The sequence below is a fragment of the Pseudacidovorax sp. RU35E genome, from assembly GCF_900156165.1.
GTDB lineage: Bacteria > Pseudomonadota > Gammaproteobacteria > Burkholderiales > Burkholderiaceae_C > Xenophilus.
The window spans coordinates 134,202-151,477 of sequence record NZ_FTMY01000013.1 but is presented as its reverse complement, the minus strand read 5'-3'; the positions used below and the strand labels follow the sequence as shown (position 1 = coordinate 151,477).

The following is a 17,276-nucleotide window of genomic DNA, read 5'->3' as shown; positions in this document are numbered from 1 at the left end:
CGCGCGACTCAGCCGCGCTCGGCGGCCCAGCGCTCCCGCAGTTCCCGCTTGAGCACCTTGCCGATGGCGCTGCGGGGCAGCTCGTCGATGAAGCGCAGGCCGGCCAGGCGCTGGGTCTTGCCCAGCTGCTCGTTGGCCCATTCGCGGATGGTCTCGGGCGCGGTGGTGTCGCCGGGCCGGTGCACCACATAGGCCACCGGCGTCTCGCCCCATTGCTCCGAGGGAATGCCGATCACCGAGCAATCGGCCACCGCCGGGTGGCGGCGCAGTACGGCCTCCAGGTCGCTGGGGTAGAGGTTGAAGCCGCCGCTGATGACCATGTCCTTCTTGCGATCGAACAGCGTGAGGAAGCCGTCCGCGTCGAAGCGACCCACGTCGCCAGTGCGGATGAAGCGCTTGCCGTCCGGCGCGAACCATTCGGCCTCGCGCGTCTTGGCGGGCTGCTTGTGGTAGCCGACCATCATGCCCGCCGAATGGCCCACCACCTCGCCGGCCTCGCCCGCGGGCACCTCGCGGCCGTCGTCGTCGATCAGGCGGATGTCGCTGCCCGGCGCCGCGCAGCCGACGGTGTGCAGCTTGTCGGGGTGCGCATGCGCCTCCAGGATGCAGGTGCCGCCGCCCTCGGTCATGCCGTAGAACTCGATCAGCCCGCCGGGCCAGCGTGCCAGCACGTCGGCCTTGAGCTCGGCGCGAAAGGGCGCACTGGTGCAGAACTTGGCCTGGAAGCGCGACAGGTCGTGGCGATCGAAGTCGGGGTGCGCCATCAGCCGCTGGTACTGCACCGGCACCAGCATGGTGTGCGTCACGCCTTCGCGCTCGGCGAGCTGCAGGTACTGGCCGGCGTCGAACTTCGGCATCAGCCACACGCAGCCGCCGAAGGCCAGCGTCGGAAAGAACACCACCAGCGTGGTGTTGGAGTAGAGCGGCGTGGACAGCAGCGTGACCGACTCCGGCCCGTAGCCATAGACCGCACCGCGCTGGATGTGGGCCCAGCGCATGCCGTGGCCCTGCACGATGCCCTTGGGCTCGCCGGTGGTGCCCGAGGAATAGATGATGTTGAAGGGCGTGGCGGGCTGCACCTCGGCCGGCCGTGGCGTGGCGCCTTCGGGGGCGAGCCAGTCTGCCAGCGGCCGGGCACCGGCCACCTCGCCCTGCAGCGCGATGCGCGGCGCGGCGGGCTCGCCCGCACCCCCCATGGCCGCGTCGCCGACGGCGTCGACGAACACCAGTCGGGCATCGGCATCGCGCACCATGCGCGCCAGGCTGTCGGGCGCGCTGCCGGGGGCGAGCGGCGCCACCGCCACGCCCGCGCGCAGGGCGCCGAGGAAGACGCAGGCGTAGTCCACCGAGGCATTGGCGCAGACGGCGATGGCATCGCCCACGCCCAGCCCGTCGCGCTGGAGGGCGGCAGTGATGCGGTCCATGCGGGCATCGAGCGCGGCGTAGTCGAGCTGACCGTGCGCATCGGCCAGGGCCGGCCGGCCGGGCCGCTCGCGGGCATGCGCGCGGATGAGGTCGGACACGGTGCCGAAGGCGTGCTCGGCCACGAATTGCTGGGCGGTCATGAAGCGTCTCCTGAGTGCGCGGCCGGCTGCGGCCGTTCTGCCAGTCAGCATAGCGGCGCAGCTTTGTGCGGGCTGTCGCCTGCTTGCCCGCCAGACTGCGCTTCAGCTACCCAATGGCCGCAGCAGCAAGGCCACGTCGTCCTCGGTGAACAGCAGCCGGTCGCCGCTGGCGCCGCCTTCGAGCAGGCCCTGCGACAGCGCCGCCTTGCGGGCCTGCATGGCCAGGATGCGTTCCTCGATGGTGCCTTCGGCCACCAGCTTGTAGACCATCACCTGCCGCTGCTGGCCGATGCGGTGCGCACGGGCCGTGGCCTGGGCCTCGACGGCGGGGTTCCACCACGGGTCGTAGTGGATGACGGTGTCGGCCTCGGGCAGGTTCAGGCCCGCGCCGCCGGCCTTCAGGCTGATGAGGAAGAGCGGCACGTCGCCGCGGGTGAAGCGGGCGATGGCCGCCTCGCGGTCGGTGGTCTGGCCGGTGAGCGTGGTCCAGCGCAGGCCGCGCTCGCGCAGGGCCGACTCGATCAGCGCCAGCATGCTGGTGAACTGCGAGAACAGCAGCACGCGCCGGCCTTCCTCCAGCATCTCGGGCAGCACGTCCATCAGCCATTCGAGCTTGGCCGACTGGCGCACCTGCTGCGCGGCCGGCAGCGACTTGACCAGGCGCGGGTCGCAGCACACCTGCCGCAGCTTGAGCAGCGCATCGAGCACCTGGATCTGCGATCGCGCCAGCCCGCGCTCGGCCAGCGACTCGCGCACCTGGCGCTCGGTGGCCAGGCGGATGGTTTCGTACAGGTCGGCCTGCGGGCCTTCGAGCGTGACGGCGCTCAGGGTCTCGATCTTGTCGGGCAGCTCCTTGGCCACGTTCTGCTTGGTCCGCCGCAGCAGGAAGGGCGTGACGCGCTTGCGCAGCTGCGCCAGGCAGGCGCTGTCGCCATGCCGCTCGATGGGCGTGCGGAACACTTCGCGAAAGCGCGCCTGGCTGCCCAGGAAGCCGGGCATGAGGAAGTGGAACAGGCTCCAGAGTTCGCCCAGGTGGTTCTCCAGCGGCGTGCCCGACAGGGCCACGCGCTGGCGCGCCTCCAGGCTGGCGGCGACCTGGGCCACCTGCGAATCGGCGTTCTTGATCTGCTGCGCCTCGTCCAGCACCACCACATGCCAGGCCTGCTTCTGCCAGAAGACACGGTCGCGCGGCAGCAGCGAATAGGGCGCGATGACCAGGTCGGTGCCGCCGAAGCCGCCGCGGCCATGGCGCTGCGGCCCGTGCCACACGGCGGTGCGCAGCGCGGGCGCGAAGCGCGCGGCCTCGCGCCGCCAGTTGCCCAGCAGGCTGAGTGGGGCGAGCACGAGGCAGGGCCGGTCCAGCCGGCCGTCTTCCTTTTCGCGCAGCAGGTGCGCCAGGGTTTGCAGCGTCTTGCCCAGGCCCATGTCGTCGGCCAGGATGCCGCCGAGCCGATGGCGGCGCAGGAACTGCAGCCAGTCCAGGCCCTGCTGCTGGTACGGGCGCAGCGAAGCCTGCAGGCCGGCTGGCGGGGCCACGGTCGGCAGGGCGCCGTCGCCACCCAGCTGGCGCAGCAGCTCGCGCAGGCGGTCGGCGCCTTCCCACACCACGCCGTCGCCCAGCGTGGCGCCGATGCGCAGGGCCTCCACCGGCGTCAGGCGCAGGGTTTCGGGGGCCTGCCAGTCCTGCGGCGGGCGTTCGGCGACCAGGTCGAGCAGGGCCTGCAACCAGGGCGCGAGCGGGGCCGAGGGCAGCCGCAGCCACCGGCCATCCGCCTGCTCGCGCCACAGCCATTCGGGCAGTTGCGGGCCGTCGGGGCCGGGCTCGACCTGCGCCAGCAGGCCGGGCAGCCAGGGCAGCACGTTGTGCCGCTCGCCGTCGATCTCGATGCCCAGCGACAGGTCGAACCAGGGCGAGGCCGTGTGTTCTCCGTCGGCCGTGGCGGCGGCCTGCCCGCCGTCTGCCGCCTCGGCGGCCGTGGGCTCGACGATGCGCAGCTCCAGCCGCTGCGGCGGCTCGCCCAGGCCGCGCAGCACGGCGTCGGGCTCGACGCGGAAGCCGGCCTGCACCAGGGGCGCCCAGCCGGCCGCGGCCCAGTCCAGCCAGGTGGCGGCGAATCCGAGGTGCCAGCGGCCCAGCGCATCGGCCGTCAGGCCCAGGGCCTGGAGCCGATGGCGGGCGTGCAGCTCGGCGCCCAGGTCGCGCTGCAGCAGCACGGGGCGACCCTCGTGCTCAGCCAGCACCTGCGGCTGGCCCTCGGGCCAATGGCCGCGCGGGCCGCCGTAGTCGAAGTCCAGCAGCGCGCACAGCAGGCCGCGTGCGGCGCGTTCGCCGGCCGGCACCGGACGCAGGCGCAGGCAGGGCTGGGGCGCGGTGGTTGGCCAGGTCTGGGCACCGGCGCCGGCGGCAGGCAGGGGCAGGCCCAGGCGGCGGGGCAGCAGGTCGGCGTCGGGGTCGTCGAAGACGAACTGCGGCAGCGGCCCGGCGGTCAGCAGTTGGGTGAGCTGCTCGGGGGTGATCGCGCCGGCGTGCACCGGGCCGCATTCCTGCGCGCCGCGGTCCAGGTACAGCGGCGGCAACGCGGCATAGAGACAGCGGCCCTCGCCCGGCTCGGCCAGGGCGGCCTGCAGGGCCCAGGCGGGCGCGTCGCCCAGGCGGGTCGGTGACCAGTGCCACGCGAGGTCGCGCGGCGGGCCCCAGCGCAGCGGTGCGCCATGCGGCCGGCCTTCCGCATCGGCGGCGAAGAGGCGGCCGGTGCGGGCCGCGGCCTCCAGCGCGGGCGCGGCCTCGGCGCCCTGCAACAGGCCGCTGGCGCTGTGCAGGTAGAAGGCGCCGCCGAGCCGGCCGATGCGGGCCAGGCAGTCGCGATCGGCCGCGGACAGGGGGCTGCCGGGCTGCCCCAGGCGGACCATGGTGTCGGCGTCGGGTGCACGCACCCGACCCCAGCCGCCGCGCTTGAGCGGCCGGGCCAGGCGCCAGGCGAGCAGTGGCCGTGCGGGCTCGCGCGGGCTGCGACGGCTTTCCTGCAGCAGGTACAGCGGCAGGTCGCCGTCCGGTGCCGGGGCGGGCGGCGGCAGTACGTCGTCGAACAGGCCGAGCAGCGGCGCGGCGCCGGGCGGCGGTGGCGCGGCATCGGGCCGGCGTGGCGACGGCGGTTCGGCGCCCTGCACGGTGCCGCTCTTGTAGGCGGCCTTGAGCGTCAGGGCCACCGCATGGCGGCAGCGGCTGCCCACGGCGCAGCTGCAGTCGCTGCCGAAGGCGGCGATGCGGCCCTCGGCGTCCAGCTCCAGCAGCACGCTGCATTCGTGGGGCTGGCGCTCGCTGCCCTGCACCTCGCCCTCGATGCGCCATTCGCTGCGGCTGGCGGGGCTGAGGGTGTAGTCGAGCACCTGCTGGCGCCGGTAGGTGTCCAGGCCGCGTTCGTAGGTGGCGGCGGGCAGGTGGCGGGTGAGGGTGGCGGGGGCGATCAGGAAGGCGGCACGCATCGGGGCCCGGAGTGTGCCCCAGGCGCGCGGCGGGCCGTCGGCCGCCGGTCGCTTGTCCGGTGCTGGCGCGGGGCCGCCCGGCGGCTGCTGCGATCGTCGGCCCGCGCAGGATTCAACGCGCGGGTGCGGCGGGCGGCGGTTCGAAGGAGAAGCCGACGCCGTAGACCGAGCGGATCCATTCGTGCTCGGGCGCGGCCTGCGACAGCTTGCGGCGCAGGTTCTTCACATGGCTGTCGATGGCGCGTTCGGTGACGTCCACATCGTCCTCGTAGGCCAGTTCCAGCAGCCGGGCGCGCGAGAAGATGCGGCCCGGCTGCCTGGCCAGCACGCGCAGCAGCGAGAACTCGCGCCGCGTGAGGTTGAGCGACTGCCCGCCCAGGGCCGCATGCCAGCAGCTCTCGTCCAGCTCGATGCCGTGTGCGGCGGCAGTGACTTCCTGCGGGGCACGCGTGCGGCGCAGCACCGCGGCCACGCGCGCCACCACCTCGCGCGGCGAGAAGGGCTTGCAGACATAGTCGTCCGCACCGTGGGCCAGGCCCAGCAGGCGGTCCACCTCCTCCGTGCGCGCCGTGAGCATGATCACCGGATGCTGCGTGTGCGCCCGTGCCTGCTGCAGCACCGACAGGCCATCCAGGCCGGGCAGCATCACGTCCAGCAGCGTGAGGTCGGGCGGCGTCTCCAGCATGTAGCGCAGGGCCGCGCGGCCGTCGGCCACATGGTCGGTCTGGTGGCCCTCGCGGCGCAGGTAGTCGCGCAGCACGTCGGCGATGTCGGTCTCGTCTTCGACGATGAGGATTCGGGTCATGGCGTCTCGGTCTCGGAAAGCGGAAGGGTGATGACGACGCGCAGCCCGCCCAACGGCGAAGCCTGCGCATCGATGTCGCCGCCATGGGCGTCGACGATGGCACGGCAGATGGCCAGGCCCAGGCCCGAGCCGCCCAGCGCGCGGTTGCGCGAGGCCTCGGCGCGGAACAGGCGCTCGAACAGGCGCGGCAGCTCGTCCTCGGCGACGCCGGGCACGCTGTCGTCCAACTGCACCACCAGCACCGGGTTGCCGGCCTGACGTTCGATGCGGGCCTCGATCACGAGGCGGCCGCCGGCGTCGGTGTAGGCGAGCGTGTTCTCCAGCAGGTTGATCCACACCTGGCTGAGCTTGCGGGCCTCGCCCAGCACGCGCGGCACGCGCTCATCGGCCAGGCGCTGCAGGCCGTCGGCCTCGACCGTGAGGTCGGCCTGCACGAAGCGGTCGCGCGTGGCGGCCAGGGCCTCCAGCAGCAGCGTGAGCGGATAGGTGGGGGCATGCTCGCGCAGCGTGGTGCCGTGGCTGTCCATGCTGTGGCGCAGGTCGTCCACCAGCTGCGTCAGGCGCATCACCTGCCGGTGCAGGCGCAGCGCGGTGCGATCGTCGAAGCTGCGCACGCCGTCCTGGATGGCCTCGATCTCGGCCCGCATGGCGGCCAGCGGCGTGCGCAGCTCGTGCGCCACGTCTGCCAGCCAGGCCCGGCGGCCCGACTCGGCCTTGTCCAGCCGGTCGGCCATGGTGTTGAAGGTGCGGCCCAGCAGCGCGAGCTCATCCTGGCCCTCCACGCGCACGCGGGTGCCGAGCCGGCCGCGGGCCACGGCGCGCGCTGCCTGCGTGAGGTCGTCGATGGGTGCCAGCCAGCGCCGGCCGACCAGCCCGGCGATCAGCAGGGCCGCCACCAGCCCGACCGCACCGGCCAGGGCGATGAAGCCCGAATGCCGGGCCAGGAAGGCACGGTCGGCTTCGTGCTCCAGGCCCTGCATCGGCGCCAGCAGGAGCTGGCCGATGATGACCGTGCCGCTGCGGATCGGCAGGTGGGCTGCGGTGGCGGGGTCGACCTGCGCGCCCACCACCAGCTTGCCGTTGTTGTCGACCACCGCCAGACGCTTGAAGATCAGGTCGGGCGGGCCGCCGTCGCCGACGCGCGGAAAGAACCAGGGCGGCGCGAAGCGGCCGCCCGGCTCCAGCGGCGAGGGCGGCTCCTGCGCATCGCCGGAGGGCAGCATCCAGCCGCCGCGGGGGCGGCCGCCCCAGAAGCCGTTGCGCTCCCGCTCGCGCGGGGCCAGCGAGGCCGGATCGACTTCGCCCCGTTGCAGCCGCACCCAGGCGTCCTCGTTGCCGCGCAGCCGCGACCAGTTGCCGGTGGCCACGTAGTGCTGCTGCAGCCGCTCGGTCAGCCAGCTCAGGCGGCGGATCTCGATCTCGGCAACGTAGGGGCCGAGCCCGCTGCGCAGCGAGAGCATCGACGAAACGGCGAAGGCCACCAGCAGCGTGAGCAGCAAGGTGGCCAGGGCCAGGAAGAGTTTGCGGGTGAGCGTCAGGCGGGGCATTGGGCTGCCGTCGGCGGCGCCGATGGTCGGAAGGGCCAGGGCAACTCGCCGGGTGGAGGGGCGTGCTGGACGATGGGGCCGAGGGTAAACAAATCCTGGTGGCTCGGGTGCGGGTCGGCGGTGCAGGGGCTCCAGCTGAGCCACACGCCGCTGAACACGCCGACGAAGGCTGTGATCGGGCCCAGGGCGCGGTGGCCACGGCCCGGTTGCTTCATGGGGGACATCAGGCTTGCTCCTTCACGGATGGCACAAGGGGCAGTCGCATCGTGGCTCCCATCGCGCCCCAGGCCGACGGGGCGGCATAGAGGCGGCCGCGGTGGGCATCGATGGCCTGGGCGCATTCGGCCAGCGGCCGCAGCACGGCGTCGCGCTCGGGATGCACGGCCTGCGAGAAGCCGTGCACGCGCCGGGCCAGCGCGGGCGCCTGCCGGTCTGCGGGTTCGTCCACCACCGACACGGCGGCGGTGGCGCCTTCGGCCCGTGCGTGGACACGCAGCACGCCGCCCGCGGGCGCCAGCAGTTGGGCGGCCAGCGCCAGCAGACGGCCCAGTGCCTGTGCCAGGCCGCCCGGCGCCATGGCGACCCACACGGCCTGGGCCGGCAACTGCCAGTCGACGGACACGCCCGGCGCCAGGCGCGGCCCGGCCGCCATGGCGGCCAGCACGGCGCGCAGGTCGGCCGTCGCAGTGGCCGCCTGTGTGCCGGCACGCAGGCTTGCAGGCGCGGTGCGCCAGGCGGTGGTGTCGGTGCGGGATCCAGCGCTCACGACGGCCTCCCGGTCAGAAGTTGTGGCGGATGCCGAAGTCGTACCCCGTGGACGACTTGGGCAGCCCGCTGTAGCCCACGCCCACCGCGCCATAGCCGGTGGTGGCCGCCGCCGAGAGGCTGCCGGTGTAGGCACCGTCGTTGCGGTTGCTGATGCGGGCCACGGTGGCGTACAGCGCCGTGCGCTTGGACAGGTTGTGCACGTAGCCCAGCGACAGCTTGCGCGACTGCGGCGCATCGCCGTAGAGCGGCGCGAGCGCGCCTTCGTCGTAGCGCACCTGGCCATAGGACGCCCGGATCAGGCCCGGGCCCACCGGCACGGTGGCGCCGATCAGGTAGCCGTTGTAGTTGTTGCCGAGCGAGGCCAGCGCCGTGTCGGAGCGGTCGCGCACGTTGGAGAGTTCGCCGAAGAGCTTGACCGGCCCGAAGTCGTAGCTCGCGCCCAGGTTGCTGCGACGCACGGTGCGGGTCAGGCTGCCGTTGTCGGTCACGACGGTCTGGCCGCTGGCCAGTGCGATGTCCAGCGGGCCGTTGGCATAGCCGAAGCGCCCACCGGTGTAGCGGCCGGCATCGCTGGTGCCGGCGAGGCTGGTGCTGCTGTCCACGTTCTCGTGCGCTGCGTACTGCACATTGCCGTAGAAGCCACCGAGCGTGGCCGGCAGGAAGTAGCTCACCATGTTGCTGGCGCGCAGGTAGTTGGTCGCCAGGCCGGTGTCGGCGAGGCTCACGGCGCCCAGCAGGTTGGCGCCCGAACCATTGCCCCCGAAGGGGTCGAAGATCGTGTCGTTCAGGGAACTGGCGGTGCGGTCGCGGCCGAGGCGCAGTTCGCCGAAGGCGCCCGACAGGCTGACCGTCGAGCGACGCGTGAACGACAGCCCGCCGCTGCCGCCGTCGTCGGTGGACAGTGGCGCCTCCAGCCAGAAGCTCGCGGCCAGGCCGCCCCCCAGATCCTCGACGCCCCGCAGGCCCAGGCTGCTGTTGCCGTAGCCCGAGTTGCCCAGGCTGGTGCGGCTCTGGCGCGTGGTCAGGCCGGTGGTGGGATCGGTGGCGGTGGCCGACTGGTAGCTCACGCCCGTGTCGATGGTGCCGAAGAGGGTGACAGACGATTGCGCCGAGGCGGCCCCGGCAAGGGCGCCGCAGGCCAGGGCGACGAGGGTGTTCTTCATGCTTGCTCCGTTCCTTTCGAACCACGGCCGGCCGTCGGCCGGACCCATGGACGCCGGCAGCAGGCCGGCGTGGACGAATGGTCGTGGGCAAAGTCGGAGGAATCTTGTTCGGCCTATCGACGCGACTGATAAGTGCCACGCAAGAATCGAATTCACAGCCTGCCCGGGCCTCCGTACGCTTCGCGCCGCTGCGCTCGTTCATGCGCAATGCACCAGCACGTGGAGACAACCCGATGAAGGCAGACATGACAAGCCGGCGCGCGCCCCAGGCGTGGCGCATGGCGCGAATCCCCTCGATGGCAGGCCTGCTCCTGCTGGCCAGTTGCGGCGGTGGCGGCGGCTCGACGGTGGGCTTCGCGCCCGCACCAGCGCCGGTGGCCCCTGCGCCAAGTGCCCCCCCGCCCGCCGCCGCGTCGCCTGCGCCTGCGGCACCGGCCCTGGTCACCGAGGCCGTGCTCACCAACTTCATCGCCGACGATCCGCTGACGGGCGACAACGGTCTGCCGACCTCGCCGGCGCAGACGGTGTCGTATGGGCCCATCGCCATCGGCGTCGACGTGGACGGCAACGCCATCCAGGCCGTGGACGAGGTGGACCTGCAGTACTTCGACGGCCAGTACTACCTGTATGGCCCGTCCTTCAGCTGCGGCGCCTTCAACTATGCGCCGGGCGTCAATACCGGCCCGCTGATCCCCACGCAGCCGAATTCCACGTACCGCTACTGCGGGCTCACGGTCTACACCTCCACCGACCTGATGAACTGGAAGCTCGTGGGCGGCCACCAGTACATCCAGGATCCGCTGACCGGCGAGCACTACTACGTGAAGAAGCCCCGCGTGGTGTATTCGCCCAAGACGCGGCTCTACAACATGTGGTTCCTCAACGGGCAGGCCGGCCTCACGCAGTCGGGCCGCACGGGCAAGCGCTATGTGGCGCAATCGGCCACGCCCTACGGCCCCTGGGGCACGCCCTTCGAGCCCACCATCGCCTCGGGCGACGCCGGACCGGTCGACTTCGCCCTGGCCACCGGGCCGGACGGCAAGTCGTACATGGCGACCTCGCACGGCGTGCTCAACACCATGCTGCTCAACGACGAGAAGACGGGCACGCTGGACCACACCGACATCACCGTGGCCGGCAATGTCATCGGCGGCGGCATCGGCCTCGCCTACCGCAACGGCTGGTGGTATCTCACGGGCACCAACACCTGCGGCAACTGCCTGGCCTCGCGGCTGTACTACCTGCGCGCCCGCGATCCGCACGGTCCCTGGCTGAGCCCAGCGGACGATTCCGCCACCGCGCCGCTGCAGCCGGTGCTGCTGTCCTCGGACTCGGGCTATGCGCAGATGAAGGCACCCTTCGTGCTGCCCGACGTGCGCGGCGGCACGAACATCCTGCTGCCGGGCACGCACTACCGCTCCAGCCCCACCGGGGCGCCGGGCGCGGGCGTGAACCAGCCGGGCGACAACAACCTGGCGCTGTCGGGCTGGTACACCGTGCCGCTTCAATTCGATGCGGACGGCCGCATCCAGCCGCTCGGCACGGCGCCGACGCAGCGCTTCGCGCTCGCCAAGGCGGTGGCCAGCACACCGGCGCGGGCCTGGCAGGCCAACCTGGGCATCGACAGCGGCAAGTCGGTGTCGCAGTCGTGGGACCTCGCGGCGGGCGAGACGCTGGCGGCGGTGCTGCCATCGGTGTTCCAGCGCACGCCCGACAAGTCGGCCTCTGCCGCCGCCTCGGCCATCATCCAGGAGCCCAACGTGAATGCACCGCTGGTGGCGCGGCTGCAGTTGCCCGATGGCCGCAGCCACAGCTGGCAGATCGATCCGCGCACGGTGGCCTGGGCGCCGGAGAAGGTGCCGCTCAACCTGCCGGAGCCCTTCAAGGGCGGCGGCCGCGTGACGCTGACCTTGAGCAGCAGCGCCACCAACGGCGGCTACGGCGTGGCGGTGGGCAGCCGCGGTGCCCTCCCCAACGGCCAGTACAGCGCCATCAAGGCGGGCCAGCCGGCGGTGCTGGCGCAGGCCGAGATGCTGGTGTCGACCTCGGCCACCGCCGCGCCCGCGCCGCGCATCACGGCCCAGCCGCAGTCGATCCGCGTGGCGGCGGGCACCGCGGTGGGCTTCGTGGTGCAGGCCGAGGGCGTGGGGCTGGGCTATCAGTGGCAGCGCAACGGCCAGGTGATCGTCTCGCCCAACGGCTACAACGAATCGACCACGGCGGCACTGCGCCTGCCGCCGGTGAGCCCGGCCGATGCCGGCACCTACACCGTGACCGTCTTCAACCAGGCGGGCAGCGCGACCTCGGTGCCGGTCACGCTCGACGTCACGCCTTGACCCGGCGGGCCGCGCGCACGCTGGGCACGGCCGGCCGCGCGGCCAGGAACTTGCGGATGCGCTGCGTGCTGGCGCGCAGCAGCTCGCAGCCTTCGGGCAGCTTGTCGACGTTGGCCGCCAGGTAGTCGAAGGTGCTGGCCACGAAGGCCTGCACCGGGGGCATGGGCTCGCGGTCGGGCGGCAGCGCGAAGGCGATGATGCGCGACACCTCGGGCCGGGCGAGCGGCCGGCTCACCACCGAGCGCAGGGCCGGGCTGGGGCAGGACAGCGAGGGCAGCAGCGACACGCCCAGCCCCGCCTCGACCAGGCCGGTGAGCGTGGCGGACTGTTCGACCTCCATCGGCTCCTGCGTCAGCGCCAGGCCGCTGATCACGGCGTCCATGTACGAGCGGAACAGGGCGCCGCGCCGCAGCAGGATCAGGCGCTCGCCCGCGAGCTGCGAGGCCTCGATCACCGTCTGCGCGGCCAGCGGATGCTGGCGCGGCAGCACCACGCGGAAGCGGTCGCGCAGAAAGGGCAGCAGCGCTGGCGTGGCCACCGGTCCGCGCTGACTCAGGATGGCCAGGTCGCCCTCGCCACGGTCCAGGCGCTGGCGCAGCACCGGGTCGGCATGGTCATGGAAGTCGATGCTCACGCCCGGGTGCTGGGCTGTGAACTCGCGCACCAGCGCCGGCAGCAGCCGGTGCGCCATCGAAGGCACCGTCAGCAGCTCGATGCGGCCGCGCCGCAGGTGCGCCCATTCGCTGCCACGCAGCATCAGGCGCTCGTAGGCCTCCAGCACGCGGCGGGCTTCGACCAGGAACTCTTCGCCCGCCGGCGTGAGCCGCACCGCCCGCGTGGTGCGCTCGATCAGGCGCACCCCCACCGTGGATTCGAGCTTGGCGATGGCCTGGCTCAGCGCCGGCTGGCCCAGGTGCACCGCCTCGGCGGCCAGGCTGAAGGAGCCGGTGTCGGCCAGGGCCGCGAAGGCCCGCAGGTGGCGGGGGTTGGGATGGATCACAGGAATCAATAAATGGCCACGCAGATTCGATTGGATGCATGCGCGAGGCGCACCTAGTATGGCGTGCAACCGCCATGAAGACCATCTTTCTCCTCTTCGATTCGCTCAACCGCCGCAGCCTGGAGTGCTACGGCGGCACCGCCATCAAGACGCCCAACTTCCGCCGACTGGCCGAGCGCTGCGTCACCTTCGACAACCACTACGTGGGCAGCCTGCCCTGCATGCCGGCGCGACGCGACATGCACACGGGCCGGCTGAACTTCCTGCACCGGGGCTGGGGTCCGCTGGAGCCCTTCGACAACTCCTTTGCGGCGCTGATGCACAAGCAGGGCGTGTACTCGCACCTGGTGTCGGACCACTACCACTACTGGGGCGATGGGGGCGCCACGTACCACAACCGCTACGACACCTACGAGTTCATCCGCGGCCAGGAGCGCGACCCGTGGAAGGCCATGGTGCAGCCGCCCTGGGAGCGCTTCCGCGAGATGTACCACCCCAAGCAGTTCACGCAGGAGCGGCGTCACAAGCACTCGGCCCACATGATCAACCGCGAGTCGATCCGCGCGTACGGCGACTTCCCGTCGGTGCGCTGCTTCGACGCCGGCTTCGAGTTCCTCGACGGCAACCGCGAGGCGGCCGACTGGCTGCTGCACCTGGAAACCTTCGACCCGCACGAGCCCTTCCACGCGCCGGAAGAATTCCGCAAGGACTATCCCACCGCCTACAAGGGGCCGATCTTCGACTTCCCGCCCTACAAGCGCGTGAGCGAGACCATCGAGGAATGCGACGAGCTGCGCGCCAACTACGCGGCCATCGTGGCGCTGTGCGACCACGAGCTCGGCCGGCTGCTCGACTACATGGACGCCCACCACATGTGGGAGGACACGGCCCTGGTCGTGACCACCGACCACGGCTTCCTGCTGGGCGAGCACTCCTGGTGGTCGAAGAACGTGATGCCCTGCTACGACGAGGTGGCGCACATCCCGCTGTTCGTCCACCACCCGGACTTCCGCGGCCAGGCCGGCACGCGGCGGCAGGGGCTCACGCAGACGGTCGACCTCATGCCGACCCTGCTGGAGATCCACGGCATGGCGCCGCCGCCGGAGGTGACCGGCGTCTCGCTGATGCCGCTGCTGGCGCGCGAATGCACGGTGCGCACGGCCGCGATCTACGGCGTGTTCGGCAGCGCGGTCAACGTCACCGACGGGCGCCACACGCTCTTCCTCTATCCGCCCGAGATGCACCGCGCTGGCCTCAACCAGTACACGCTGATGCCGATGCACATGAAGGAGATGTTCGCGGTGGAGGAACTGGCCGAGGCGCAGCTGGCGCCGCCATTGCCCTTCACCAAGGGCGCGCCGGTGCTGCGCGTACCGGCCACGCCCAAATCGCCCAACTACCGCCTGCACGGGCCGGCCGCGCAGAACGACACGGTGACGGTGATGTTCGACCTGGCCACCGACCCGGGCCAGGAGCACCCGATCACCGACGCGCACATCCATGACCGCCTCTGCGGGGAGATCGTGCGCCTGATGAAGCAGAACGATGCGCCCGCCGAGTATTTCGAGCGGCTGGGCCTGCACGCCTGAACGACAACACGACCCAACGGAGACAAGCCATGAAGACCCGACGATTCCTTGCCGCGCTGGCGGCCCTTTTGACGCTGGGCGCGTCCAGCCTCCCCGCGCATGCCGCCTGGCCCGAGAAGCCGATCCGCCTGGTGGTGCCCTGGCCCGCGGGCGGCTCTTCGGATGCCGCGGCGCGCCTGGTCGCGCGCCACCTCGGCGACCGGCTCAAGCAGCCGGTCATCGTGGACAACAAGGCGGGCGCCTCGGGCAACATCGGCACGGCCGACGTGGCCAAGGCCGCGCCGGACGGCTACACGCTGCTGCTGTCCTCGGGCCCCTTCTCGGTCAATCCCAGCCTGTACCGCACGCTGCCCTTCGACACGGTGAAGGACTTCGCGCCGGTGGCGCAGATCGCCAACACGCCGACCGTGCTGGTGGTGCATCCGTCCACGCCGGCGCAGACCATGCAGGACTTCATCAAGCTGGCGCAGGACCCGGCCAAGCCGCTGGCCGTGGCCACGCCCGGCAATGGCTCGGCCCAGCACCTGGCGCTGGAGCTGCTGAAGAAGAAGGCCGGCCTCAGCATCAACCACATCCCCTACAAGGGCGGCGCCGTGGCCCTGAACGATCTGCTGGGCGCCCAGGTGCCCGCCATGATGTCCGGCTTCCCGGAGGCGGCGCCGCACATCAAGGCCGGCAAGCTGCGCGCGCTGGCCGTGACGACGGCGAGCCGTTCGAGCTTCCTGCCGCAGGTGCCGACGCTGGTCGAGATGAAGCTGGCCGACGCCGGTACCGCCGGCTGGAACGGCATCCACGTGCCGGCGAAGACGCCGCCCGAGCTGGTGGCCCGCCTGCACGACGAGATCAACGCGGTGCTGGACATGCCCGAGGTGAAGGAGCAGCTGGGCGCCCTCGGCTTCGAGGTGCGGCGCACCTCGCAGAAGGAGTTCGCCGCCTTCGTCACCGACCAGATGGCACGCTGGGCCGAGGCGGTGCAGCTGTCCGGCGCGCGGCTGGACTGAGAACCCCGCAGCCATGGGCCGGCGATTGTTCCGCGGTGATCCGCTGGTCCTGCAGTGCGGTCCGTACACGGCCGTGATCGTGCCGGCCGCCGGGGGGCGCGTCGCGTCGCTGACCTGGGGCGATGGCCCGGACGCGCTGGCATTGCTGGTCGAATGGACTGGCACCGACTTCGACGAGCACCAGTGGCCGAAGGCGGGCGCCTTTCCGATGCTGCCTTTTGCCAACCGGCTGCCGCCCGACGGCCTCCTGTTCGAGGGGGTGCGTCACCGTCCGCAGCCCGGCCCGGCGGGCTTCGCGCTGCATGGCGTCGCCCATCGGCGGCCGTGGCAGGTGGACGAGGCGTCGGGCCGCCATGCGCGGCTTCGGCAGGTGCACGAGGCCGGCGAGGAGGGCTGGCCCTGGCCCTGGACGGCGCAGCAGGACATCCTGCTGGACGACCAGGGCCTGCAGGTGACGCTGGGCCTGCGCAACGACGGCGACCGGCCCATGCCGGCGGGCCTGGGCTGGCATCCCTACCACCCCTGGCCGATGGCCGGAGCGTCGGCGCCCCTGCACATCGGTGCCGGCGCGCGGCATGCGCTGGATGCTCAGGGCCGTGCGGAGCTGGACGCCAGCGCACCCGTGTTCGGCGCGCAGCCGGACGAGACGGCTGTGTTCTCGGCCTGGGATGGACGGGTGCGCATTTCCGCCACCGGTGGGCGCACGATCGTGGCGCGCGGCGAAGGGGCCCCGGCCCTGGTGATGCACCGTCCCGCCTCGGGCAACTACGTGTGTGCAGAACCCGTCACCGCACTGCCCGGCAGACTGGGCGAGGCGGGCAACGAACTGCGTCCCGGCGAGGTGCGCACGTTGACGTGGCGGTGCGGCTGCGAAGCGCAGTCGCAGGCGGGCTGAGGGTCGACGCCGGCCTGCGGCGGCCGCCCTTGCCGCTCAGACGCCGAGCAGGTGCGGCAGCACCGCCAGCAGGGCGCTGATGGTGAAGAAGGACAGGGCCGTGGTGGCCAGCAGCGAGGCGGCCGCCAGCGAATCCTGGCCATGCGGCTGCGCCAGGATCGGATAGATGCTCAGCATGGGCGCAGCCGCCGACAGCACCAGCGCCAGCCGCAGGGCCGGCTCCATGGGCGGCATGCCCAGCGCCTCGGCCGCCAGCAGCACGGCCAGCATCAGGGCCGGATGCAGCAGCAGCTTGCCGGCCGCGATGCGCAGCACCTGGCGGCGCATGCCCGCGAGGCCCAGGCCCACCAGCGAGCCGCCGATCACGAACAGCGACAGCGCCGTGCTGGCCTGCGCGAACAGGCCGATGGTGCGCAGCAGCGGCGCCGGCAGGCGCAGTCCCGTCAGCGCCACGGCCACACCCGCGGCCATGGCCCAGATCATGGGATTGCGCGCCAGGCTGTGCGCGGCCCGCCGCAGCGTCAGGCGCCAGTCGCCGCGGCCGTCCGCGGCATCGGCCAGCGCCATGGCCAGCGGCACCAGCAGCAGGTTCTCCACGATCATGTTCTGGCCCAGCACCAGGCCCGCCGTCTGCGCGATCACCATCGACAGGATGGGGTAGCCCACGAAGCCGCTGTTGGGGCAGCTCATGCCCATGGCCATGAGCGCCGGCACCGGACTGCCGGCCGGCGCCTGCCGCGCGGCCCACCAGCGGCCCACGAAGAGCGTGAGCATCGAGCCCAGCGCGTACAGCAGCATGTAGCGCAGGTTGAGCACATCGCCCGCGGGCCGCTGCACCAGCGCGCTGAACAGCAGGGCCGGCAGCGCCAGCCGGATGACGAAGAGGCCCAGCACGCGCATGTCGCCGCGTGCGAACAGGCCGCCGCGGGTGACCAGCCAGCCGGCGGCGATGGCGAGGTAGATCGGAACGGTGATGGAGAGGATGGCGAGCATGGCGGGTCCGGCGAGCCCGGCACTGTAACGAGGGCCCCGGATGCGCGCGGGTCGCCATCCGAAAGCCCCGCGACCAGGCCCATTCAATGTGCAAAAAATCAGTACATGAATTGCTGAAATCTGATGCCAAG

13 protein-coding genes are annotated in these 17,276 nt (G+C 72.1%); 4 read left to right on the top strand and 9 right to left on the bottom strand.

The genetic code is table 11. The annotated features are described in order from the left end of the window. Positions 1-8 precede the first annotated feature (8 nt). The 7 genes from BXA03_RS21495 to BXA03_RS21465 form a co-directional block, all read right to left on the bottom strand. Complete coding sequence (locus BXA03_RS21495) at positions 9-1,565, bottom strand: class I adenylate-forming enzyme family protein (RefSeq protein ID WP_076511221.1); 1,557 nt, start codon at positions 1,563-1,565, stop codon at positions 9-11. A gap of 102 nt (positions 1,566-1,667) precedes the next feature. Continuing rightward, positions 1,668-5,048 carry a DEAD/DEAH box helicase gene (locus tag BXA03_RS21490; protein WP_083716235.1) on the bottom strand — a complete coding sequence of 1,127 codons (3,381 nt, stop codon included), beginning with the start codon at positions 5,046-5,048 and terminating at the stop codon, positions 1,668-1,670. Between the two features lie 112 nt (positions 5,049-5,160). Next, positions 5,161-5,853: a response regulator gene (locus BXA03_RS21485; RefSeq protein ID WP_076511220.1), complete on the bottom strand. Its 693-nt coding sequence runs from the start codon at positions 5,851-5,853 to the stop codon at positions 5,161-5,163. Further along, positions 5,850-7,400: an ATP-binding protein gene (locus BXA03_RS21480; RefSeq protein ID WP_076511219.1), complete on the bottom strand. Its 1,551-nt coding sequence runs from the start codon at positions 7,398-7,400 to the stop codon at positions 5,850-5,852. Before BXA03_RS21480 ends, BXA03_RS21485 begins: the two co-directional genes overlap by 4 nt. Continuing rightward, positions 7,388-7,624, bottom strand: a complete 237-nt coding sequence (locus tag BXA03_RS21475; RefSeq protein ID WP_076511218.1) for a hypothetical protein — start codon at positions 7,622-7,624, stop codon at positions 7,388-7,390. The genes BXA03_RS21480 and BXA03_RS21475 overlap by 13 nt, the downstream gene beginning before the upstream one ends. Further along, a complete protein-coding gene (locus BXA03_RS21470; protein WP_076511217.1) occupies positions 7,624-8,166 on the bottom strand; it encodes an ATP-binding protein in 543 nt (180 codons plus the stop codon). Before BXA03_RS21470 ends, BXA03_RS21475 begins: the two co-directional genes overlap by 1 nt. Before the next feature lie 13 nt (positions 8,167-8,179). After that, positions 8,180-9,331 (bottom strand): porin, encoded by a 1,152-nt coding sequence (locus BXA03_RS21465; protein WP_076511216.1) that lies wholly within the window; start codon positions 9,329-9,331, stop codon positions 8,180-8,182. 296 nt (positions 9,332-9,627) lie between these two features. On the opposite strand from BXA03_RS21465, the gene BXA03_RS21460 reads away from it, so the two are divergent. Then, positions 9,628-11,667, top strand: coding sequence for a family 43 glycosylhydrolase (locus BXA03_RS21460; RefSeq protein ID WP_076511215.1), 2,040 nt, complete (start codon positions 9,628-9,630; stop codon positions 11,665-11,667). Here the strand turns inward: BXA03_RS21460 and BXA03_RS21455 are convergent. Further along, positions 11,657-12,667, bottom strand: coding sequence for a LysR family transcriptional regulator (locus BXA03_RS21455; RefSeq protein WP_076511214.1), 1,011 nt, complete (start codon positions 12,665-12,667; stop codon positions 11,657-11,659). The two genes, BXA03_RS21460 and BXA03_RS21455, sit on opposite strands and share 11 nt — an antisense overlap. 74 nt (positions 12,668-12,741) lie before the next feature. On the opposite strand from BXA03_RS21455, the gene BXA03_RS21450 reads away from it, so the two are divergent. The 3 genes from BXA03_RS21450 to BXA03_RS21440 are packed head-to-tail and all read left to right on the top strand — an operon-like array spanning position 12,742 to position 16,152. After that, on the top strand, positions 12,742-14,256 hold the full coding sequence (locus tag BXA03_RS21450) for a sulfatase (protein ID WP_076511213.1): 1,515 nt from the start codon (positions 12,742-12,744) through the stop codon (positions 14,254-14,256). Between the two features lie 29 nt (positions 14,257-14,285). Further along, positions 14,286-15,257: a tripartite tricarboxylate transporter substrate binding protein gene (locus BXA03_RS21445; protein WP_076511212.1), complete on the top strand. Its 972-nt coding sequence runs from the start codon at positions 14,286-14,288 to the stop codon at positions 15,255-15,257. A 13-nt stretch (positions 15,258-15,270) separates the two neighbouring features. After that, positions 15,271-16,152: an aldose epimerase family protein gene (locus tag BXA03_RS21440; RefSeq protein ID WP_083716233.1), complete on the top strand. Its 882-nt coding sequence runs from the start codon at positions 15,271-15,273 to the stop codon at positions 16,150-16,152. Between the two features lie 36 nt (positions 16,153-16,188). Here BXA03_RS21440 and BXA03_RS21435 read toward each other — a convergent pair whose 3' ends face one another. Next, positions 16,189-17,145 carry an AEC family transporter gene (locus BXA03_RS21435; protein WP_076511210.1) on the bottom strand — a complete coding sequence of 319 codons (957 nt, stop codon included), beginning with the start codon at positions 17,143-17,145 and terminating at the stop codon, positions 16,189-16,191. Positions 17,146-17,276 lie beyond the last annotated feature (131 nt).